The sequence below is a fragment of the Rhizobium sp. CB3060 genome, from assembly GCF_025200735.1.
In the GTDB taxonomy this organism is placed as follows: domain Bacteria; phylum Pseudomonadota; class Alphaproteobacteria; order Rhizobiales; family Rhizobiaceae; genus Rhizobium.
The window spans coordinates 205,635-227,715 of sequence record NZ_CP104161.1 but is presented as its reverse complement, the minus strand read 5'-3'; the positions used below and the strand labels follow the sequence as shown (position 1 = coordinate 227,715).

Here is a 22,081-nt window from a genome sequence, read left to right as displayed (position 1 = left end):
TGAGACAATTTCGAAAAAGCAGGTCAATCAGCGCGGCGGTTACGGACTCTCTGGCCGAGTTCGACAGCCAAAGACAACATCTTATTTTCGTGCCGCTCAGATTCTTGTCGCCATTCGTCTAACGTGGTGCGGCTCATTTGGCTTGCCCACACAATGAAGGGACCGTGTTCTTTCATAGCTGTTTGCTTTTGCTGGATGACGTCCAGCATACGTATCGAAATTTGCTGAATCGATTTTTCATCCCATGACTGCGAAGACAGCATATTTTGCCAGAAAGCTTCTTCCGCCTCCAAAGATATTATTCGTGCTTTCACGCCGGAAAAATTGTCAGATTCATACTCTGCCATGCCCTCGTCACTATTTTCATAGCGGTGAATTTTTTCCTCTTCATCTATCTCTCGTCTTTCGGGGCTGCGAGCAAACTTGTTGATGGCACCTGCCAAGCTTTCGTGCGGTATCCCCGTCGCAAGCTCAAGAATGAGGCTGCAAAGGTTCGAAAAGTCTGATCCTGGCGTTGTTTTAAGAGCCGGCGCACCAAACTGCAAAGCTAGTCGATACGCACATTCGACAACATGAGTTTTCGCTTTGTTGTCACCTACATAGAATGATCGCTCGCCTACACTGTCGCGATATAGGGTCAGCCTTGAAGCAAAACGCAATGCCATTAGCTCACGGCGCAGATTTTCAATATGCCTCAATTCGTGTTCGGTTTCATAGAAACGCGCAATCGCGTCTTTGTGGTGATGAAACTCGCTATCTACGTGCCTTGAAGCTTGATCCAATACTTCATCCAACTGCTCTGCCAATTGTATGATCGAATTGATCCCTTGGACTGCCTTCTTTCGTTGCTGAGACGAAAATTGAGATTTCTCAATTACGGGATAATCTCCAGCGCAATCATATATTTGATGAATTGCGGACGATATGTCACGAATGTCCGTTAATTTGAATATGTCAATTATTGAGGGAAGCACGATTGCTAATCGAGAGACGAGTTTTTTTCTCGTCTCTATGATCGCATTTACCTCTTCTTTGCTATATTTTGCGCTTATGAAGTTAAGTAATGCCCAAGATTCAAGATGTTTCCCGGCGCTCTCGGATATCTGCGAGGCAGCAATTCTTTCATTTTTACTGAAAGATGTATCTGTGATCTCGTTGATCGCCGAGTTCATCAAGTCATGCGGAATTTGTTCTCCTCTTTTTAGGTGTCGGGCAACTTCGTTTAAATGTACTTGCTCACGGCTCATTTTGGTTCCCGCATAGCCTACGTATCTTGGAGAGAGGGAATTTTGTAACAACAGGGTTGTTGGTTCCACTCCTATCAAGGCGCTCGCAACGAACAACCGGCTAATGTGCGATGTGCATTGATGGCAGCCCGGTCAGACGACAGAAAGTCTCAAACCAAAACTTGTAGTCTTCGTTTCGTTGGTCAGTTCGAGCTTGAAGAGCGCAATAGGCGACAGCGGTCGCGGCTTTTGCGCCAAACAACTCGACCGCAGCTTCTGCGGCGCTATCCGGATCACTAATGTTTTCGAAAATGCCCTTCATGTCGATTCCCCGCCAATTCGATAGACTGCCGCGTTATCCTGTCTTTCACGCAGGCCCTTGTATGAGGCGTGCCGAAGTTTTCCGTCATGCGTCCAAGCTCGATACTCGATTTCAACGATTAGGGTCGGCTGAACCCAGATCGCGCCTTTGCGCTTAAGCTCGACGGGCGGTTTCGCCGTCTTGATCTTATCGAGATCCTGCCGGAGACGGATTGTCACGCTCTCCTTGAACCCGGTGCCTACGCCGCCGACATAGACGAGATCGTCGCCGCGATAAGCGGCGAGCAGTAATCGGCCAATACCGCCCAGCGCCGCCGCGGAAGGTTCATAGCCGATGATGAAAAAGCTGTCGCTTCGGACGCATTTGATCTTGAGCCAGTCACCGAGACGGCCTGATCGATAGGGCGCATCGAGCTTCTTGGCGATAAGCCCCTCGAGCCCGTGCTCGCAGGCTGACGCGAACAGCTCGTCACCATCGGCTTCGATCGCTTCGGAAAGCCGGATGGCGCCGAAACTGTCTGCCGGAATGATGCTCTCGAGCATCTGCCGGCGCTCGGAGAACGCCATGCCCCGGAGATCATGCCCGTCGAGATAAATGACGTCGAAGGCGAAAAAGATCGCTTCCCCGGCACTTCGTTTGCCGCCGCGGCCGCCGAGGGCCTGCTGCAAGGCGCCGAAATCGGAGCGGCCCTGTTCATCGAGCACGACGGCCTCACCATCGAGGATCATCGTTCCGCCAAGCCAGGACGCGGCCTGCGCGATGGAGGGGAACCGATGCGTCCAATCGTGGCCACCGCGAGTAAGGACGCGGGCTCTCGTTGGCTCGACGTGGATCGCGAGACGATACCCGTCCCATTTGACCTCGTAGATCCATTGCGGGTCTTTGGGCGGTTTCGACACGGGGAGCGCCAGGCATGGCTCGACACGATCTGGCATTGGATCAAACGGCAATATCGGCTGCTTTGGGTCGCGCGGTTTTCGCGCGCGGCTTCGAAGGGGTGCTTCCGCGGCGCCCAACAGCGGTTGCGTCTTCTTTCCTGGTGGCTTGATCATGCTGACAATGCATCAGAGTGGATCTGAAGAGTCGAGTCCTTCAGTCGAGTGATCGCAGGGGATTACTCACGCAATGCCGGTGCGACGAAACCGGTATCGCTGGCGCCAGCGCTTGTCTGTACGGCTTTCCCAAACCCGAAAACAAACCCTTGGAGCGAGGCGATATCGCTGCCCCCGGGGACTACCCAACCTGTTCCACGGCGAGGGTGCCCGCGGAAAGCGGCCCGATCAGCGACTTTGCCGAGACCGACGGATCGAGCCAATCCGCCCATGCTTTGCGATCGAGGATAACGATCTGCCGGTCGTGGTATGGCGCGATGTCCGGACCCGGCGCCATCGTCAGCATCGTGAAGGCTTGGCCCACCTCCGGCGTTTCGCGCCAGATGCCGGCTATGCAGAAGATCGGCTCGTCCTTCTTCGTGAACAGCCACTTGTCCTTTCGCTTCTTTTTCGGGTCCTTCGGATCTGTGAACTCGTAAAAGCCGTCGGCAATGATCAGGCAGCGATTTGACGTGAACTCCCGACCTTCCGACCGGAAATTGTACACCGGGCGCTTGTTCGGTCCCGGCCAACTCCAGCGCCGCTGGACGAGCTCGGCCTCATCGCCGGCTCCATCGATCGTCCGGACGATGGGGCCGACATCGGTGATCTTGATGTCCTCCCGCGCCTCGAGGTTCGGTATGCCTTCACCAAAGCGGATCTTGATCTTCAGATCGGCGAAGTCCTTTGCGATCGAAGCAGCATCCACCATCAGCCGATAATCATTGCACATACGTCCCTCATTTCAGGTTGGTTGCCTCGAAAAATTGTTCCTGATATGTTCTATCTATGATGAGCGCGAAGGTTTTCCAGTCCGACGCCCCGCTCGACGAGCGCCGCGTCATCATAAGACGCCATGACGGCGATGTGGAGATGGTGGAGCTGCCGTGGGGACTGCGCCCGCGGGACGGCGGTCCACGCGCCGTCAACGTCGTCCGATCGGAAGGACGGACGTTTCCGACCCACCGCTGCCTAGTGCCGGCCTCGGAGTTTCGCCATAAAAGCTTCAGCTTTTCGCTCGCCAATGGCGACTGGTTCTATTTCGCGGGGATCTGGCGGCCGGCGTCTGAGAATTGGCCGGAGGCCTATGCCATCCTCACCATCGAGGCGAATGCCGACATCGCGCCTATTCACGATCGGCAGATGGCGGTGCTGGCACGCGACCAGCGCATGGCCTGGCTGGATGGACTTGTCCACGAAGAGGAAATCCTCCGGCCGCTGCCGGCGGGCACCTTCCGGGTCAAGCGTCGCGCCGGCGAGCCTGCCCAGCCGATGCTGGCGGTCTAAAGCGCCAACCGCAGTTGCGGTTCCGTTCCGGCGGCGCGCCTTTCGAGCGACGACAGCGAGACGCCGAGCAGGCGAATGCCCTTTCGGGGCGGAAAGATCGGCGCCAGCAGCAGGCCGACGATCTCCTCCAGGTCGGCGATCGCGGCCAGAGGAGTGGGAACAGTCTTGCTGCGGGTGATCTGGTTGAAATCGGCATATTTGACCTTGAGCGTCACCGTCTTGGCGCCGATCCCATTGGCCTCGCAATAACCCCACACCTTTTCGATCAACGGCTGAAGCCCTTCGCGGGCCGGCTCGTAAGCGTGGAGATCCTGTGAGAATGTATCTTCGGCGCCGACGGATTTGCGCACCCGGTTCGGCCTGACCTGGCGCTCATCGATGCCGCGCGCGATGCCATAGAAATAGGGTCCGGACTTTCCGAAATGTTCGACTAGAAACTCGAGAGTCTGCTGCTTGAGATCAGCGCCGGTTTCGATCCCAAGCCGGTGCATCTTTTCCGCCGTTGCCGGGCCGACGCCATGAAATTTCTTGACGGGAAGGGCTTCGACGAAGGCCGGCCCGTTCTTCGGGGTGATGACCGCCTGGCCGTTGGGCTTGTTGAGGTCGCTCGCCGTCTTCGCGAGGAACTTGTTATAGGAGATGCCGGCCGAGGCGTTGAGGCCGGTGACCGCTTTGATCCTGGCGCGGATCTCCAGTGCAATCTCGGTGGCGATCTCCATGCCCTTGAGATTGTGCGTGACATCCAGATAGGCCTCATCGAGTGACAACGGCTCGATCATTGGCGTGTATTCGGCGAAGATTTCGCGGATCTGCTGCGACACCGCCTTATAGACATCGAAGCGCGGCGGCACGAAGATCAGGTCGGGGCATTTGCGTTTGGCGGTGACCGACGGCATCGCTGAGTGAACGCCGAATTTGCGCGCCTCGTAGCTCGCCGCCGCGACCACGCCGCGAGCGGCAGATCCACCGACGGCAATAGGCTTGCCTCGCAGTTCCGGATTATCGCGCTGCTCGACCGACGCATAAAACGCGTCCATGTCGACATGGACGATTTTTCGGACGGGGGTCGTGCTCATGTCATTCATGGCGGCTTCGGCGATCGCGATTGTATCGGCATTCACTGCCGAAACAAAAAGAGAACATAGCAGGCTTCGGCGCGATATCAACCATTTCGATCGGCGCTTAGCCCTGGCCGTCGCAGCTACCGGCCGCCGGCAGCGTTCTCATCCCGTGGAAATCAACAGCAGGAAACGCCAAAATGGCGGGTGAGGGGGAGGCCATATGCCACCTCCTATTAATCTCGGCGCGAGTCGAAGATCGCTGCGTCCTCTATACTCAGGCTGCAAGAGACGGTCCTCCGCTGGCTCGTCAGGTCGCTGATCGGTTCATCTGGTCGAAAATGCTAGGGCCGCCGTCAACGAACGAATGAGCTTAAGGCACACACTCGTTAGGCGCCGATCTTGTCAGAATCGATGAGGTCACGCTTTGACGGTCGCCTGGAAGTGTGGGCCATCGTCGTGGAATTGGCTGCTTGCGCAGTCGCCGCTCTGATCGATATTCTTTCAAAATCAAACGGCAGGAATGGTTGTAGCAATGTTGAATTATGTGCTCCGCTCACCGATAACAATCTGGTCTATGGCTGCTCCGGCTGTGGTTTTTCTGGCTGGAGCAATCCTTGGTGCGTTGATGGGACCGCTTCCGCCGTTCGTCATGACAGTTGAATTCGCATTGCTCACTTTGACGATGGCGCTATCCGCGCTCGGTGTCCTGCTCAGCGTTGCGCCTCCATCCATCACAAGGCGTGAGGTGAAATGGGCGAACGAAAATGCCGCCATCCTCTACACGGTCCCCGTAACCTTCGAGGAAGTGGATTTTATTCCACCTCTTTTGAGCAGGGTTGCCGCTTATCGGGATGATGACGGCAAGCGCCGGCGCGTGCCATCTTACGAGTTGCGGGCATTGCGTGCTTGAGCCTATGCCTCCACGGCTTGGAGCCAGGGAGCGCAATCAAAGCACCCGCCACGCCGCGGCAAGAAGGATAGGTTCAAGGCGAAATTGGTGACCGCAAACATTGGCCTGCAGCCTAGCGGCTGGTCACTCTGATGTAATAGCCGTCAGGGTCGGTCACGCGGAAGTCTCGAAGACCCCATGGGCGGCTAGCGAGATCGGAGACGTCACATTGCTCTTTCCTTGCGACTTCATAAGCGAAATCGACGTCGTCGACACTGAGAACAATTTCAACGCCGCGACCGAGTCTCTCATTTTGATGGGCATACAGCGGATGATCTTGGCCGAGAGCTTCCACGCTATTGATACCGATCACCGCGTCGCCGTTAATCAGTTTTGTGTAACCGTCTGAGCTGTGCCCGCTGATTTGAAAGCCCAGGAACCGGCAATAGAAATCAGCAGATTTTCTAACGCTCGCAACGAAAAGCTCGAGTCGAAGATTCATAGAGAACTCCACATCAGACAAATGTCGTCACTCCCTGTACCACGCGGATTTCGCGCGAAAACAAAACAAACACTAGTCAAAGTGAGAATACTCTTGTGTAGCTCGGATGCTTTCGTGGACGTAGCATTCTGGAAAACGACGTTATTCGCTTTGAGATGCCGATCGCTTCTAGGGGTCATGTGAAAAAATTCCCAATTCAGCCATCGAATTGAATCCGTTTATGGAATCCGTCAGGTCCACGCCCCGCTCAACTTGAACGCGTCCGGCGCGCATTGACTCGTTTTCGCTTTGAGAACAAATAAAGAACATATCGCATTTTCGCAAGTCAAGACGGGTTGCCGTAAGGAGATCATGACCACATCAGTCGCCACTTCGAATGCCGTTCTCGACGAGTTGCGCGAGAAAATCGCCAGCCTGGAAGGAGCGGGTATGCGCCGCCGCAGTGTTTTGCCGTTCGGGGTCGGCGAGATCGATGCGCAGCTGCCGGGAGGTGGCCTGGCCTTTGGTGCCCTGCATGAAGTCGCCGGCGGCGGGAATGGTGCGATCGACGGCGCGGCCGCGGCGCTCTTCATTGGAGGCATCGCGGCCCGGACCACCGGCAAGGTGGTCTGGTGCCTCACCCGCTTCGATCTGTTCTTTCCCGCGCTCGCCCAGGTTGGACTTCACCCCGATCGCGTCATCTTCGTCGAATGCGACAAGGAAGAGACGGTGCTCGCGAGCTTCGAAGAGGCTTTGCGCTATGGCGGCCTCGGCGCCGTCGTCGCCGAACTGGTGCGCCTGCCGATGACGGCTTCGCGCCGGCTGCAGCTTGCGGCGGAAAAGTCCGGCACATTGGGGCTGGTGATCCGCCGATGGCGGCGCCAGGCGGAAGCCTCCGATTTCGGGATGCCGACGGCAGCTGTAACCCGCTGGCGGATCTCGGTGCTGCCGTCCGAGCCGCTGCCCGTGCCGGGCGTCGGGCGGGCGCGGTGGCTGGCCGAGCTCATGCGGGTCAGGTCAGGCGAGGGAGGACAATTCATTATCGGAGCATGTGATGGCAAGGGTCGTATCTGTCTTTCTTCCGACGCTGCCGACCGATCGGATCAGGCGCGCCGATCCTTCGCTCAATCCTGACACGCCGCTGGTGGCGATCGCCAAGAGCGGGTCGAAGCGATGGGTGGCGGCGGCCGACCGGGCCGCTGCAAAACTGGGCTTACGCGTCGGGATGCCGGCCGCCAGGGCGCAGGCGCTGGTTCAGGGATTGACGATGGTGGATGCCGATCCGGCGGCCGACCTCGCGACACTCGAACGGCTGACGCTTTGGGCACTGTCGCAATATTCTCCCGTAGTCGCCATGGATCCCCCTGATGGCATCGTCATGGATACCGAAGGCGCAGATCATCTGCAGGGCGGCGAGGACCTGATGCTCTCCGGTCTCGTCAACCGCTTCCGCGCCCGGGGTCTTGCCGCGCGCGCGGCGATCGCCGACACCTGGGGTGCGGCGCATGCGCTTGCCCGGTCCACGGATCGCGAGACGGTCATCGTCCGGCGCGGCGAGACCGCCAAGGCCGTAAACCGTTTGCCGCTATCCTCGCTGCGGCTGCCGGCCGAGATCGTCGCGAGCCTCAGAACCCTCGGCTTCGCCACCGTCGGCGATTTGGCAGTGACGCCGCGGGCGCCGCTGACGCTGCGTTTCGGGCCCGAGGTCGGGCGCCGGCTCGATCAGATGTACGGCCGGCTCGCCGAGCCCATCGACCCGATCCGACCGGCGGATCTCGTCGAGGTCCAAAAATCCTTTGCCGAACCGATCGGAGCTGCGGAGACGATCGAGAGATATGTGAGCCGCCTGGTGCGGCAGCTCTGTCTGGAGCTTGAGAAGCGCGGCCTTGGCGTGCGGCGTGCCGACCTCATCGTCCACCGCGTCGACAACACAATTCAGTCGCTCCGGGCCGGAACGGCCAAGCCGGTTCGCGACATCGCCTGGCTGGCGAAACTCTTCCGCGACCGGATCGAGAAGATCGAGCCTGGCTTCGGGATCGAGAAGCTGAGCCTCGCGGCCATCATCGCCGAGCCGCTCGTCGAGGTGCAGTCGGCCTCCTCTTTGATCGAAGAACATGTGACCGATGTGACGCCGCTCATCGACGTGCTGGGAAACCGCGGCGGTCAGCGGATTTTTCGTGTCGCGCCGGTGGCAAGCGACGTGCCCGAGCGCAGTGTGCAGCGGATCGCACCGACGGCGGACGAGGTCGGCGCCACCTGGCCGCTCCATTGGCCGCGGCCGTCGCGGCTCTTGCCACATCCGGAAGCGATTGAGGTGATTGCGCTGTTGCCCGATCATCCGCCGGTCTCCTTTATCTGGCGCGGCAAGCGGCGTCGGGTGAAACGCGCCGACGGCCCGGAGCGGATTTTCGGTGAATGGTGGCAGCGCAGCTCCGAATGGGTCGCGGTTCGCGACTATTTCGTCGTCGAGGATGATGCCGGCGAGCGCTTCTGGATTTTCCGCTCCGGCGATGGGGTCGATGCGGACACCGGATCGCACAAATGGTTCCTGCATGGGATGTTTGCCTGATGCGCTACGCCGAGCTGCAGGTCACCACGCATTTCTCGTTCTTGAGGGGCGCAAGCTCGGCGGAAGAACTCTTCGCGACGGCCAAGCTCATGGGCATCGAGGCGCTCGGCATTGTCGACCGCAACAGCCTGGCCGGCATCGTTCGGGCGCTCGAAGCCTCGCGCGCCACCGGCCTGCGGCTGGTCGTCGGTTGCCGGCTCGATCTCGCCGACGGCATGTCGATCCTCGTCTATCCCACCGACCGCACCGCCTATTCGCGGCTGACGCGGCTTTTGACCTTGGGCAAGGGCCGCGGCGGCAAAGCCAACTGCATCCTGCATCTCGAGGATGTCAGGCTCTATTCCGAAGGCCTGATTGGCGTCCTGGTCCCGGACATGCCGGACGATGGTTGCGCCGTGCAGCTGAGGAAGATGGCCGAGATTTTCGGCGACCGCGCCTACGTCTCGCTCTGCCTGCGCCGGCGTCCCAACGATCAGTTGCGGCTGCACGAGCTGTCAAACCTGGCGGCGCAGCACCGGGTGAAGACGGTCGTCACCAATGACGTGCTGTTTCACAAGCCCGGCCGGCGGCAGCTGCAGGATGTCGTCACCTGCATTCGCACCGGCACGACCATCGATGACGTCGGCTTCGAGCGCGAGCGGCATGCCGACCGCTTCATTAAACCGCCGGAAGAAATGGCGCGTCTGTTTCCGCGCTACCCTGAGGCGCTCGCACGCACGATGGAAATCGTCGAGCGCTGCAGGTTCAGCTTGGAGGAGCTCGTCTATCAATATCCCGAGGAAGCGCTGATCCCCGGCATGACGGCGCAACAATCGCTGGAGCACTACACCTGGGAAGGCGTGAAGACGCGTTATCCCGAAGGCCTGCCGGCGCATGTCGAAAAAACGATCCGGCATGAACTCGCTCTGATCGAGACGATGAAATACGCCCCCTATTTTTTGACGGTGTTCTCGATCGTCCGCTATGCCCGATCGCAGGGCATTCTCTGCCAGGGGAGGGGATCGGCGGCGAATTCCGCCGTCTGCTATGTGCTCGGCATCACCTCGATCGACCCGGATACCAATGATCTCCTGTTCGAGCGCTTCGTCAGCCAGGAGCGCGACGAGCCGCCCGACATCGACGTCGACTTCGAGCATGAGCGGCGGGAGGAGGTCATTCAGTGGATTTACAAGACCTACGGCCACGATAAGGCGGCCCTCTGCTCCACCGTGACCCGCTATCGGGCCAAGGGCGCCATTCGCGATGTCGGCAAGGCGCTCGGGCTACCGGAAGACCTGATCAAGGCGCTTTCCTCCGGCATCTGGTCCTGGTCGGAAACGGTCGGCGAGAACCAGGTTCGTGCCCTGGGCCTAAATCCGGAGGATCGCCGTCTGGCTCTGACCTTGCAACTTGCCCAGCAGTTGATGGGCGCGCCACGGCATCTCGGCCAGCATCCCGGCGGCTTCGTCCTGACCCATGACAGGCTGGATCATCTCGTGCCGATCGAGCCGGCGGCGATGGCTGACCGCCAGGTGGTCGAATGGGACAAGGATGACGTCGAGGCGCTCAAAATGATGAAGGTCGATGTGCTGGCGCTCGGCATGCTGACCTGCATGGCCAAGGCCTTCGCCCTTATCGGCGAGCACAGGCATCAGGATCTCGACCTCGCCACCATCCCGCAGGAGGACGCGGCTACCTATGCGATGATCTGCAAGGCCGACACGCTCGGCACTTTCCAGATCGAGAGCCGGGCACAGATGTCGATGCTCCCTCGGATGAAGCCGGAGACCTTCTATGACCTCGTCATCCAGGTGGCGATTGTGCGCCCCGGGCCGATCCAGGGCGACATGGTCCATCCGTATCTGCGCCGCCGCGAGGGCAAGGAAAAGGTCGAGTATCCGACGCCCGAACTGGAGGCGGTCCTCCACAAGACGCTCGGCGTGCCGCTGTTTCAGGAGTCGGCGATGAAAGTGGCGATGGTCTGTGCCGGGTTCACCGGTGGCGAAGCCGATCAACTGCGGAAATCCATGGCGACCTTCAAGTTCACCGGCGGCGTCAGCAGGTTTGAGGACAAGCTCGTTTCCGGCATGATCCGCAACGGCTATTCACCGGAGTTTGCCAAGCGCACCTTCGGCCAACTGGAAGGCTTCGGCTCCTATGGTTTCCCCGAAAGCCATGCTGCCAGTTTCGCGCTGATCGCCTATGCCAGCAGTTACATCAAATGTCATTTCCCAGATGTGTTTTGCGCGGCTCTCCTGAACTCGCAGCCGATGGGCTTTTATGCCCCGGCCCAAATCGTCATCGATGCGAGGAAACATGGCGTCGAGGTGCGACCGGTCTGCATCAACCGGTCGCGTTGGGACTGCACGCTCGAGGGGGTCGAAGGCACTGACCGGCATGCGGTGCGGCTCGGCATGCGGCTGGTGCGCGGATTGGCAACCGCCGACGCCGCCCGCATCGTCGCGGCGCGTGCCGACGAGTCCTTCAAATCGGTGGACGACATGTGGCGGCGGTCGGGCGTGCCGGCCGCTTCCCTCGTCGAGCTCGCCGAAGCCGACGCGTTCCTGCCGGCCTTGCGGCTCGAACGACGCGATGCGCTCTGGGCGATCAAGGCGCTGCGCGACGAGCCGTTGCCTCTGTTCACCGCCGCGGCCGAACGCGAGGCGCGGGCGATCGCCGAGCAGCAGGAGCCGAACGTCGAACTCAGGCAGATGACTGACGGGCATAACGTCGTCGAGGATTACGGTCACGTCGGGCTGACGCTCCGGGAGCACCCCTTGCGGTTCCTGCGGGCCGATCTCAATAAGCGCCGGATCGTCACCTGTGCGCAGGCGATGAAGGCGCGCGACGGAAAGTGGCTGATGGCGGCCGGGCTGGTGCTGGTGCGCCAGCGACCGGGTTCGGCCAAGGGCGTGATGTTCATCACCATCGAGGACGAGACGGGCATTGCCAATGTCGTCGTCTGGCCGAAGCTGTTCGAGCGCTCGCGCCGCGTGGTGCTCGGCGCCAGCATGATGGCGATCAACGGCAGGATCCAGCGCGAAGGTGAGGTGGTTCACCTGGTCGCGCAGCAGCTCTTCGATTTCTCGGACGATCTGTCAGGTCTTGCGGGGCGCGACGGCACGTTTCGTGCCACCACCGGGCGCGGTGACGAGTTCGCCCATGGCTCTCCCGGCAGTCCCGATTCACGCGAAAAAGCGCCTCCGGGAGTCCGGGCGAGGGATATGTTCACGCCCGACCTTCATATCGATACGCTGAAGGTGAAAAGCCGGAATTTTCAGTAGAGCGGCTCCGCTCGTTGGTCGCTGCAATCATGAGATCGCTGGTTTCGAACCCCATCAAGGCGCACAATTTGCATCTTGGCATAACCTCAAGTTATCTAAGTAGCTATTTTTTTTCGCCTGCCATCCCCATGCATGACTGTTAGAGTCTGGCCAAGAAAAGTGGGAACACGGCGCTTCCGAAAGGAAGCAATCAACAAAGCAGAAATTCACGACGCTATGAGCCGGGCCGTTCGCGCCCTCGCTGATGCGTGCGCTTCATCGGGAGTGGACGGTATTGGTGACATCGCATGCGATATCGATGGTTCGAGACTTACGCTCCAACGCAAGTGTCGAGGGTGGTCGGAAATGAAGGCCGCTACCGGTACAACTCTCATTGGTCTGCACTCGCTCAGCAAGCATTACGGAACGCATACCGTTCTGGACAAGATCGATCTCGACGTCTGTTCAGGTGAGGTTCTCGCAATCATTGGCCCCAGCGGTTCAGGCAAAAGCACTTTGCTTCGCTGCATTAATTATCTCGAGCCTCCGTCGGGCGGCACGATAACTATTGGTCCCACCACAATTAACGCGGCGCAGCCGGTATCTCGTGCCGAGCTTTCGGGCCTGCGTCGGCGTGTCGGCATGGTTTTCCAGTCGTTTAATCTCTTTCCTCATATGTCTGTTTTACGCAATGTCAGCCTTGCACAGGAACGGGTGCTTGGCCGGAGCAGGGGCGCAGCAGATGAGCGCTCCATGCAACTGCTAAGTCGCGTCGGCCTGACCGACAAGGCAGCGCAGTATCCCGGCCGTTGTTCGGGTGGACAACAACAGCGGATCGCCATTGCCCGAGCTCTAGCGCTTGATCCAGAGGTGATACTGTTCGATGAGCCGACATCCGCGCTCGATCCGGAGCTGGGGCTCGAGGTCTTGGCTGTTATGCGGGAGCTTGCCGCAAGCGGCATGACGATGATCGTCGTCACCCATGAGATGGGTTTTGCCGAAAACGTATCCGACACGGTGATGATCATGGCGGATGGCCAGATCGTCGAGAAAGGCCCATCGGCCGAGGTCATGCGCAATCCGCAGCATGAGCGGACGCGCCGCTTCCTTCGCGCGGTGCATCATCGATGAACGCCGCCGACCTCGTCATGTTTGTTCGTGGCTTCGCCTGGACCATTGCTTTGACCGCTGGTTCCTTTGCGATCGGTGCTACGCTTGCCATACCTTTTTTGGCAGCGCGCCGAAGCCGATTTTTCCCGGTGCGCCTCCTCGCATCCATCTTAATTCAGATCATCCGTGCCATTCCGCCGATCCTCTGGCTGTTCATTATCTTCTTTGGTCTCGGGATAAGCCTTTTTCCGATCAGCCCGTTCGTCGCGGCACTCGCTGGCCTTGGCCTTATCGCCGCCGCGAACATGACAGAAATTTATCGCGGCGCTCTCAACTCGATTCATCATGGTCAATGGGAGGCCTCGACAGCGCTCGACCTTGGTCGATGGTATACGATGAGGGATGTCGTGGCGCCGCAGGCGTTCCGAGTGGCTCTGCCGTCGGCTGCAAGCTATCTCATCGGCTTGATGAAAGAGACGGCAGTGGCCTCGACCATCGGCGTGACCGAACTGGTCTATCAGGGCAATCAGCTTTCGCAGCTGACTTTCCGCGGTCTGGAAATCTTCGCCATTGTCGGACTTTTCTACATCTTACTTAGCCTGCCCGTGGCTTGGCTGACGCGCATGGCCGATGCGCATCTCCGATCCAAGGTGGCCCGCTGATGCTTCCAACCTATGAGGAAATCTTCTCCTGGATGCCCGACCTTCTCAGCGGTCTTTCCATCAGCCTTCAGGTCACGGCGCTCAGCCTGCTGCTCGGTATACCCTTTGGGCTTTTGCTGGCCTTAGGCGTGCTGGCGCGCAATAGGGCGCTCCGGGCCGTTTCACTTATTCTTGTCGAGGTCGGGCGTGGAGCGCCAGCGCTGGTACTTTTGCAATTCATTTATTTCGGATTGCCAAGCGTCGGGTTGACGATCGGGTCCTTTGTGGCGGCGGTGATCGCTCTTGCCTGGAATACCGGTGCCTACACGAGCGAGATCATCCGGGCGAGCCTGCAGTCAATCGCGCATGGTCAGCGCGAAGCCGCCCAGGCGCTTGGCCTTAACCGGACCGACGAGCTGCGTTTCGTCCTGCTTCCGCAGGGTCTGCGTGTCGCGCTGCCGGCGCTTCTCGGCTTCTCGATCCTGATTTTCCAGGGCACATCGTTATGTTTTGCGATCGCCCTGCCGGAGCTTGTCAGCCGCGCCTACGAGATCGGCTCCAACACCTTCCGCTACTTCCCGGCTCTGCTCTGCGCAGGTGCCCTTTATGCCTGCATTTCGATACCAGCGGCTCTCCTCGTCAGCCATGTCGAGAAGCGCGCAAGTCTCTACGCTCAACGTTAACCGTCCACAGAAAGGAATTTCGGCATGCCCGCATTCAAGTCCAAGACTTACTTCCTACTGCCCGCCATTGCCGGCATGCTTCTGTCAACCCAGATCGCGCACGCTGCCGATTGTACGCCAAAGCACAAATTCACCACCATCGAGCCGGGCACTCTGACGGTCGCCGTCACGACGTACGCGCCGCATTCCTACCTCGATGACAGCGGCAACATGAAGGGGATTGACGGCGATATCGCTACTGAATTCGCCAAGCGTGAATGCCTGAAGGTCAAGGCCGTTGCCGTCGATCCTGCCGCCGCGATTCAATATGTTCTTTCCGGCCAGGCCGATATCACCACGGGCGACTGGTATCGCACCGCCGAACGGGCCAAAGCCATGAACCTGTCTGCGCCGCTCTACACGGACCAGATGGCGATCTATTCGAAACAGAACTTCAAGAATATATCCGATCTCGAGGGCAAAAAAGTCGGTACCGTCCAGGGCTATCTCTGGGTCGCGGATCTCAAGGCGCTGCTCGGCGGGTCGCTGAAGCTCTATCCGAATTCCGTCAACATGCAGCAGGATCTGTTCGCCGGCCGCATCGATGTCGCCGTCGACGGCTACTCGACGGGCGTTGTCGCTGCGCAGAAGGGCGCACTGAAGGATGTCAAGGTCGCGGTCGCGGCCGCCGACCCGCGCGTGAAGGCGACCAAGGAAGCGGCCCAGGCTGCCTTTCCCTATTCGATGAAGGCAAAGGAATTCGGCGACGCGCTCGATAGCAATATCGAGGCGATGCACAAGGATGGGACGATCGTGAAGATCCTCAAGGCCTACGGTCTTGATGGAACGGCTGGCGAGACGGGCGCTCCGCGCCTGGTTCAGTAAAACCTCTTGTCGTGCGGGGGAGGCGATCCTCCCCCCGTTTTTCTACGATCGGATATAGGGAGACACTGGTGATGACGGTCTATACGGTCACACGCAAGACGCAGTCATGGTACGGAGAGCAGATCGGCATTCTGATCCTCGATGCTGCCTATCCCTGCGTTCCCGGCAATGTCGGCAATGCCACCACCTACACCTATCCTGTCCGTTTTCAGGAGGTGCGGGGTGCATCCATCGACAGGCTTTTGAATCAGCGTGATCCAGCCTTGAAAGAGGCTTTCGTGGAAGCGGCCCTGGAATTGCAGAGTAGGGGCGTCAAGGCCGTTACCGGTGCCTGCGGCTTCATGGCCTATTTTCAAGAAGAGGTCGCGGCGGCGCTCGACATTCCCGTCTTTCTTTCCAGCTTGATGCAAATTCCGTTCATGCATGCTCTTTGCGGCGGCAGCGTTGGGGTCATAACGGCCAATGCCTCGCGGCTCACTCCGCGCCATTTCAAGGCCTGCAACGTGCCGGATGGCATTTCCCTGGCGATTGCCGGGATGGAGGATCAGAAGGAATTTCGCGAGGCGATCCTCGACGAAAGGGGGACACTGGATTCTGCTGCGATCGAGCGCGAAGTGACTGAGGTTGCCCGTCGCCTGGTAGCAGAAAATCCGCATGTGAGATCCATCCTCCTAGAGTGCAGCGATTTGCCGCCCTATGCACATGCGGTGCAAGCCGCCACGGGGTGCCCGGTTTTTGATTTCATCACGATGATCAACTACGTCCAGCAGAGCATTGCGCGCCAGCCTTATATCGGCTGCATGTGACACGTCGCCCCTTCAAACGGGAGGTCTATCATGTCCGTTGATCAATATTATCTGCTCGGACGCTCGGGGCTGCGCGTCAGCCGTATCGCACTCGGCACCATGACCTTCGGCAATGGTGGCATTCGCGGTATCGGCGGCAGCTGGGGTGCGGATGAAGGATCCGCACGAGCGATTTTTAACCGATATATCGCCGCCGGCGGGAACTTCATCGATACTGCCAATTCTTACGCCGGCGGGCTGAGCGAAAAACTTTCGGCACCTTCGTGGCGGAAAAGGGCCTGCGCGAGGACGTCGTTATCGCGACGAAATTCTCCAACAGTCTTTCTCCCGGCAACCCAAATGCCGGTGGAAACGGTCGCAAGGCGATGATGCAAGCTGTCGATGCCTCGCTCAAGCGTTTGAAGACCGATTACATCGATCTTTATCTTCTCCACACATGGGGCCGCATGACGCCGGTAGAAGAGGTCATGCGCACGTTTGACGATCTCGTGCGCGCCGGAAAGATCCGCTATACCGGGCTCTCCGATGTCCCGGGCTGGTATGCGGCCCGTGCCCAGGCATGGGCGGAAGCGCATGCACTGACCCAACCCAATTGCCTTATTCATTGGTCGAGCGGAGCATCGAGCATGAATTCGTGCCGTTCGCCGAAGTAATTGGTCTCGGCATCACCGCCTGGAGCCCGCTTGCCATGGGGCTCCCGTCGGGAAAATATCGAGCAGGCGCGGCGGACGCGGGACGTCTTTCCCAGGACACGTCCGGCGGCGGCCTCGGATTGTTCAACGAGCGCAATAATCGCATCCTCGCCGTGCTGAAGAGGATCGCCGACGAGATGGGCCGCGGCATGGCCCAGGTCGCGCTCAACTGGTGCGTGAACCGTCCTGGTGTCTCTTCCGCAATTGTCGGTGCGAGCCGGCTTTCGCAACTGGACGACAATCTGGCCGCACTGGATTTCACGATCCCTTCCGAGTTGCGATCCGAATTCGACAGCGCAACTGCCCCTGATGCGCCCTATCCCTATGCCCTGTTTGCGGACGCCTATCAGGCCGCGATATTGAATAGCGGTGTGTGCGTCGGCGATAAGCCGAACGGCCATCGCGGCCCCTCAGACATGTCCCCTGAGTGGTGAGCTCACCGCGGATGTCGTAATTGTTGGTGGCGGCTTTACCGGGCTTTCGGCAGCCCTGCATCTTGCCGAGGCCGGGCGAAGCGTTGTCGTGCTCGAGGGTGCTGAAATCGGCTTCGGTCGAGGTCGCAACGTCGGCCTGATCAACGCCGGCATGTGGGTGATACCGGACGACCTGCCTGGAGAACTCGGCGACATCCATGGCGAGCGCCTGCTCCAGCTTCTCGGCGATTGTCCGCAGGTCGTCATGTCCATCATTGACAAGCACGGCATTGAGTGCGAGCTCCAACGCAACGGCACCTTGCACTGCGTGGTTGGCAAATCCGGCTTGGCCGAGATTACCGAGCGAGCGAGGCAATGGCAGAAACGTGGGGCACCCGTTGAGCTTTTGGATGCGGCTGAGACAGCGACCCGGATCGGCACGACGGCCTATACCGGTGCGCTTCTTGATCGGCGTGCGGGCACGCTTCAGCCGCTTACCTATGTGCGTGGGCTGGCGCATGCGGCGCTGCGCGCCGGTGCCGTGTTGCATACCGGATCGCCTGTACTTTCATGCGTGCCCGAGAGAACCGGCTGGAAAGTCATAACCGTGAGTGGCTCCGTATGCGCTGAATGGGTTGTAGTCGCGAGCGATGCCTATAGCAAAGGACCTTGGGCAAAGGTTCGCCGCGAGCAAGTCCATCTTCCATATTTCAATCTTGCCACCCGGCCGTTGCCATCCGAGCTGCAGAGCTCGATCCTTCCAGGTCGGGAGGGGGCATGGGATACGAAGGAAATCCTTTCGTCTTTCCGGATGGACAAGGCCGGCCGCCTGATAGTCGGCAGCGTCGGCGCCTTGCGTAATTCGGGAACGGCGATCCATGTCGGTTGGGCAAAACGCGCTCTTGCGCGGCTCTTTCCGCGGCTAGGGCCTATTGAGTTCGAATATGAGTGGCACGGCAAGATCGACATGACGGATAATGCCCTGCCGCGCTTCCATCGCTTCGAGCGGAACATCGGGGGATTTTCCGGCTATAGCGGTCGCGGCATAGCGCCGGGGACCGTTTTCGGGCAGATATTGGCTCGCCATATCCTCGGGGAACTGCAGGAGGTCGATCTGCCGCTGCCGATCACGGACGTGAGCGAACAGCCCTTCAGGATCATCAAGGAATCCTACTATGAGGTCGGAGCCCAAATCGCGCACTTTGCCGGAGGGAGGTTCTAGGTCGACTGCGTCCCGGCCGCCACGAAGACGGGCTCGTCGGCACCTTGCTCGAGCAGCCAATCGCGGAAGAGCATGGCACCATGTTTTGCCGGCCTTTGCGCCGGCATGACGATGTAAATAGTCTGACCGGTGCGATGCACCGCCTCCAGCGGGTAGACCAGCCGACCAGCCTCTACATGATCATGAACGAGGTGTTTCCAACCGAGCGCTATGCCTTGCCCGAGAACGGCAGCCTCAATCGAGCTCAACGCGTCGGTGAAAACGAAATCCTGATTAAGCCGGACGACGGGAACTGAATGGCGGCTGAGCCAATCATGCCAGCCGAGCCGGACACGATGCCGTTCTTCGAAATGCAGAAGCTTATGATTGAGCAAGTCGGCAGGCTCATTGATGGGTCTGCTCTCCCGGAGATAATCGGGGCTGCAAACTGGAATGACCTCCTCGGTGACGAAATGCCATGCATGCATTCCTGGCCACTTTCCCGCCCCGAGCCGGGCTGAAATGTCGATATTCTCCTCATCCAGATCTTGATCGTCGCGACTGCTTTCCTCGATGCGTAGCGCGATGTCGGGATGCCGTAGCTTGAAATCCTTGAGGCGCGGAAGAAGCCAGAGCTGCACAAAGGAAGCCGAGAACGACACCCTGACGGTGTCGTTCGAGTGTTTGGTGCGCAAGGATGTCAGCACCATGTGCAAATGATCGAATGCCTGTTGAGTTTCCCTGTAGAGCCTCTGTCCCTCGGCGGTCAGCTCCAGCCGCGTGTGTTCGCGGCGAAACAGTCTCAATCCCGTTGCCTCCTCCAGCAACTTTATCGTCTTGCTGACGGCTGGCTGGCTGACATTCAGCTCCTCGGCGGCGGCTGTGAAGCTTCGTCGCCTGGCAGCGGCCTCGAAGACGAACAGATAGTTGGCGGAAGGAACGAGCGATCGCAGTCTGTGCATAATCTGAAGTTATGCCCCTTTGCATTTTTTTGCAACGTCACAACTCTATTTGTCATCGGTAGTCTCGCCCGAAATCAACTCGGGAACTCTCCATGCAAACTCATGCTCGCGCCGTTGTCATCGGTGGTGGTTGTGTCGGCGCCGCCATTCTTTATGGTCTCGCCAAACGGGGTTGGACGGATGTCGCGCTTCTGGAACGCACGCAACTGACCGCTGGCTCCACCTGGCATGCCGCCGGCCTTATTCCGTCTTATGCCCGCAGCCTCAATATCGGCCGGATGATTGCGAAGACCATTGAGATCTATGAGGGTCTGGAAGCGGAAACCGGCCAGCATGTCGGCTGGCATAAATGCGGACAACTGCGAATTGCCAACACGCGTGATCGGCTGGACGAATACAAAAGCTACATCAGCGTCGCCGCCGTTCAGGGTATCCGTGCCGAACTCGTGACGCCGCAGGAGGCTCGCGCACTCTGGCCGCTCCTTGAAAACAATCACGACATGCTGGCCGCACTCTACCACCCCGACGACGGCCACATCGCGCCGGCGGATGTGACCCAGGCGATGGCGAAGGGCGCGCGCGATCGTGGTGCCAAGATCTACCTCAACACGGAAGTGCGCGGCTTCGAGCGCATGCCGGGCGGCGAGTGGAAGATTCTCACCAACAATGGCGAGATTATTTGCGAGCATGTCATATCGGCGACCGGCAATTATGCACGCCAGACAGGCGCCATGCTCGGTCTTGAGATTCCAGCAATCCCGATCATTCATCAATACTGGATCACCGACACAGTGCCGGAAGTGGTGGAGCGCAAGCGGCAGGGTCTGCCGGAAATGCCGATCCTGCGCGACGAGGGCTTCGAGGGCTATTTGCGCGAGGAGGGTGATGGCCTGATGTTTGGGCCTTATGAGAAAACCGAGCATCTGAAGCTCTTTGCGGAGAATGGTGTTCCGGAATGGTTCGGCGCCGACTTGCTGGAGGAGGATTTCGATTCAGTCTCTTGGAACTGGGAGCGCGCCATGGAACTTGTTCCGGCTCTCGGTCGAGCCGGCATCAAGGCGAATGTGCGCGGCCCGTTCCAGATGACGGCCGATGAGCTGCCGCTGGTTGGCCCGGCCTGGGGCCTGGAGAATGTCTGGATCGCTGAAGGCGTGCCGGGCGGCATCCTATGGGGCGGCGCTATTGGCTACTATCTGTCGGAACGCATTGTCGAAGGCGCCAATAGTCTCGATACATCCGAACTCGATCCGCGCCGCTTTGGCGATTATGCCAACAAGGAATGGACGAGGCAGAAGGTGCGTGAAAGCTGGGGCACCCATGCCGAGCTGCATTATCCGGGCCAGGACATGCCGGCCGCCCGACCCCAGAAGACGGCGCCTTCCTATGATATCCTCACAAAGCGCGGCGCAGTCTGGAGTGTCCTGAACGGTTGGGAAATGCCGAGCTGGTTCGCGCCGGAAGGCGTCGAAGCCAAGGATCAATACAGCTGGCGCTGGACGGAAAAGGGCAAATATGTCGGTGAAGAGGTCCACGCGGTGCGCAATGCCGTGGGCCTCGTCGAGATGACACCGATGACGAAGTTCGAGGTCTCCGGTCCAGGTGCCGAGACATGGCTCGACGGCATTCTCGCCAATCGTCTGCCGAAAGTCGGTCGCGTCAATCTCAGCCATTATCTGACGAAGAACGGTGGCGTGCAGGCGGAGTATATAGTCTCAAGGCTTGAGGACGGCACGTTCTACCTGATCTCGACGCCACGCGCCGAGCGCTGGAATTTCGACGACCTTTCCAAGCTCCTGCCGAAGGACGGAACGGTTCACCTGCGCAATGTGACCAACGAGCGCGGTTGCTTCACCATCGTCGGACCCAAGGCGCGCGAGGTGCTACAGGGACTCACTGAACTCGATCTGTCCAACGAGGGCTTCCCCTGGTTCGGGGTCAAATCAGGCACGGTCGGTCTTGCCGCTGACGTCCGGCTGTTGCGCGTGAATTATGAGGGCGAACTCGGATGGGAGCTTTATCACCCGCTTTGCTATCAGCGGCATCTGCTCGAAGCCTTGCTGGCAGCGGGCGAGCCACACGGCCTGCGTTTGATTGGTCTACAGGCATTGGAATCCCTCCGGCTGGAGAAATCCTATCGTGCGATGTATCGCGATATGAACCCGGAGCTGACAGCCTGGGAAAGCAACCTCGATCGCTTCATTCGATTGGACAAGGGCGAGTTCATCGGCAGGCAGGCCCTGGTTCGGCAGAAAGAGCAGGGAGTCAAGCAGCGATCGGTGACGATTTCCATCGACACGGATGGAGCAAGCTCGCTCATCCATGAGGGTGTCTATTATGGCGGCAAGCTCGCCGGCCGCATTACCTCCGGCGGCTACGCCTATACACTTGGTTGCGACGTCGCTTTCGCTTTGCTTCCTGCAGAGCTTGGCAAGCCCGGGATCGAACTCGAGGTGCCGATCCTCGGGGAAATGCGCAGGGCGCGTGTGATTGCTGAGTCACCCTACGATCCCGATGCACTGCGCGGTCGCACGTGAGTCGTCA

General features: G+C 59.4%; 19 protein-coding genes and 1 pseudogene. 13 read left to right on the top strand and 7 right to left on the bottom strand.

Going from position 1 to position 22,081, the window contains the following annotated elements:
- Positions 1-23: 23 nt before the first annotated feature.
- From N2601_RS33240 to N2601_RS33225, 4 genes are all read right to left on the bottom strand, one after another.
- The gene (locus tag N2601_RS33240; RefSeq protein WP_260305931.1) at positions 24-1,247 is read right to left on the bottom strand and encodes a hypothetical protein; all 1,224 of its coding nucleotides are present in this window, start codon (positions 1,245-1,247) and stop codon (positions 24-26) included.
- 100 nt (positions 1,248-1,347) lie between these two features.
- Positions 1,348-1,548 carry a hypothetical protein gene (locus tag N2601_RS33235; protein WP_260305930.1) on the bottom strand — a complete coding sequence of 67 codons (201 nt, stop codon included), beginning with the start codon at positions 1,546-1,548 and terminating at the stop codon, positions 1,348-1,350.
- Positions 1,545-2,600, bottom strand: coding sequence for a non-homologous end-joining DNA ligase (gene ligD / locus N2601_RS33230; RefSeq protein ID WP_260305929.1), 1,056 nt, complete (start codon positions 2,598-2,600; stop codon positions 1,545-1,547). The genes N2601_RS33235 and ligD overlap by 4 nt, the downstream gene beginning before the upstream one ends.
- Before the next feature lie 181 nt (positions 2,601-2,781).
- The gene (locus N2601_RS33225) at positions 2,782-3,372 is read right to left on the bottom strand and encodes an SOS response-associated peptidase (RefSeq protein ID WP_260305928.1); all 591 of its coding nucleotides are present in this window, start codon (positions 3,370-3,372) and stop codon (positions 2,782-2,784) included.
- A 56-nt stretch (positions 3,373-3,428) separates the two neighbouring features.
- Here N2601_RS33225 and N2601_RS33220 point away from each other — a divergent pair, with 56 nt between their 5' ends.
- Positions 3,429-3,926, top strand: a complete 498-nt coding sequence (locus N2601_RS33220; RefSeq protein ID WP_260305927.1) for an SOS response-associated peptidase family protein — start codon at positions 3,429-3,431, stop codon at positions 3,924-3,926.
- Here the strand turns inward: N2601_RS33220 and dinB are convergent.
- Positions 3,923-5,011, bottom strand: a complete 1,089-nt coding sequence (dinB, locus tag N2601_RS33215; protein WP_260305926.1) for a DNA polymerase IV — start codon at positions 5,009-5,011, stop codon at positions 3,923-3,925. The genes N2601_RS33220 and dinB overlap by 4 nt on opposite strands.
- Positions 5,012-5,636: 625 nt before the next feature.
- Between dinB and N2601_RS33210 the strand changes: the two genes are divergently transcribed.
- Positions 5,637-5,897 (top strand): hypothetical protein, encoded by a 261-nt coding sequence (locus N2601_RS33210; protein ID WP_260305925.1) that lies wholly within the window; start codon positions 5,637-5,639, stop codon positions 5,895-5,897.
- A gap of 112 nt (positions 5,898-6,009) precedes the next feature.
- On the opposite strand, the gene N2601_RS33205 is transcribed toward N2601_RS33210, so the two are convergent.
- Positions 6,010-6,378: a VOC family protein gene (locus N2601_RS33205; RefSeq protein WP_260305924.1), complete on the bottom strand. Its 369-nt coding sequence runs from the start codon at positions 6,376-6,378 to the stop codon at positions 6,010-6,012.
- A 351-nt stretch (positions 6,379-6,729) separates the two neighbouring features.
- On the opposite strand from N2601_RS33205, the gene N2601_RS33200 reads away from it, so the two are divergent.
- The 10 genes and pseudogenes from N2601_RS33200 (at position 6,730) to N2601_RS33155 (ending at position 18,599) form a co-directional block, all read left to right on the top strand.
- Entirely contained in the window at positions 6,730-7,491 is a 762-nt protein-coding gene (locus tag N2601_RS33200; RefSeq protein ID WP_260305922.1) for an ImuA family protein, read from the top strand.
- A complete protein-coding gene (locus N2601_RS33195; protein WP_260305921.1) occupies positions 7,412-8,926 on the top strand; it encodes a Y-family DNA polymerase in 1,515 nt (504 codons plus the stop codon). Before N2601_RS33200 ends, N2601_RS33195 begins: the two co-directional genes overlap by 80 nt.
- Complete coding sequence (locus tag N2601_RS33190) at positions 8,926-12,189, top strand: error-prone DNA polymerase (RefSeq protein ID WP_260305920.1); 3,264 nt, start codon at positions 8,926-8,928, stop codon at positions 12,187-12,189. Before N2601_RS33195 ends, N2601_RS33190 begins: the two co-directional genes overlap by 1 nt.
- Before the next feature lie 345 nt (positions 12,190-12,534).
- On the top strand, positions 12,535-13,299 hold the full coding sequence (locus N2601_RS33185; protein ID WP_260306117.1) for an amino acid ABC transporter ATP-binding protein: 765 nt from the start codon (positions 12,535-12,537) through the stop codon (positions 13,297-13,299).
- Positions 13,296-13,940: an amino acid ABC transporter permease gene (locus tag N2601_RS33180; RefSeq protein ID WP_260305919.1), complete on the top strand. Its 645-nt coding sequence runs from the start codon at positions 13,296-13,298 to the stop codon at positions 13,938-13,940. Before N2601_RS33185 ends, N2601_RS33180 begins: the two co-directional genes overlap by 4 nt.
- A complete protein-coding gene (locus N2601_RS33175) occupies positions 13,940-14,602 on the top strand; it encodes an amino acid ABC transporter permease (RefSeq protein WP_260305918.1) in 663 nt (220 codons plus the stop codon). The genes N2601_RS33180 and N2601_RS33175 overlap by 1 nt, the downstream gene beginning before the upstream one ends.
- A gap of 24 nt (positions 14,603-14,626) precedes the next feature.
- Positions 14,627-15,466 (top strand): substrate-binding periplasmic protein, encoded by an 840-nt coding sequence (locus N2601_RS33170; protein ID WP_260305917.1) that lies wholly within the window; start codon positions 14,627-14,629, stop codon positions 15,464-15,466.
- A gap of 71 nt (positions 15,467-15,537) precedes the next feature.
- A complete protein-coding gene (locus tag N2601_RS33165) occupies positions 15,538-16,272 on the top strand; it encodes an aspartate/glutamate racemase family protein (RefSeq protein WP_260305916.1) in 735 nt (244 codons plus the stop codon).
- A gap of 30 nt (positions 16,273-16,302) precedes the next feature.
- Positions 16,303-17,398 (top strand): annotated as a pseudogene (locus N2601_RS33160) (aldo/keto reductase).
- Positions 17,328-18,599, top strand: a complete 1,272-nt coding sequence (locus tag N2601_RS33155; RefSeq protein ID WP_445945080.1) for an NAD(P)/FAD-dependent oxidoreductase — start codon at positions 17,328-17,330, stop codon at positions 18,597-18,599. Before N2601_RS33160 ends, N2601_RS33155 begins: the two are co-directional and overlap by 71 nt.
- On the opposite strand, the gene N2601_RS33150 is transcribed toward N2601_RS33155, so the two are convergent.
- Positions 18,596-19,540 (bottom strand): LysR substrate-binding domain-containing protein, encoded by a 945-nt coding sequence (locus tag N2601_RS33150; RefSeq protein WP_260305915.1) that lies wholly within the window; start codon positions 19,538-19,540, stop codon positions 18,596-18,598. The two genes, N2601_RS33155 and N2601_RS33150, sit on opposite strands and share 4 nt — an antisense overlap.
- Before the next feature lie 92 nt (positions 19,541-19,632).
- Between N2601_RS33150 and N2601_RS33145 the strand changes: the two genes are divergently transcribed.
- Positions 19,633-22,074, top strand: coding sequence for a GcvT family protein (locus N2601_RS33145; protein ID WP_260305914.1), 2,442 nt, complete (start codon positions 19,633-19,635; stop codon positions 22,072-22,074).
- Positions 22,075-22,081: the final 7 nt, after the last annotated feature.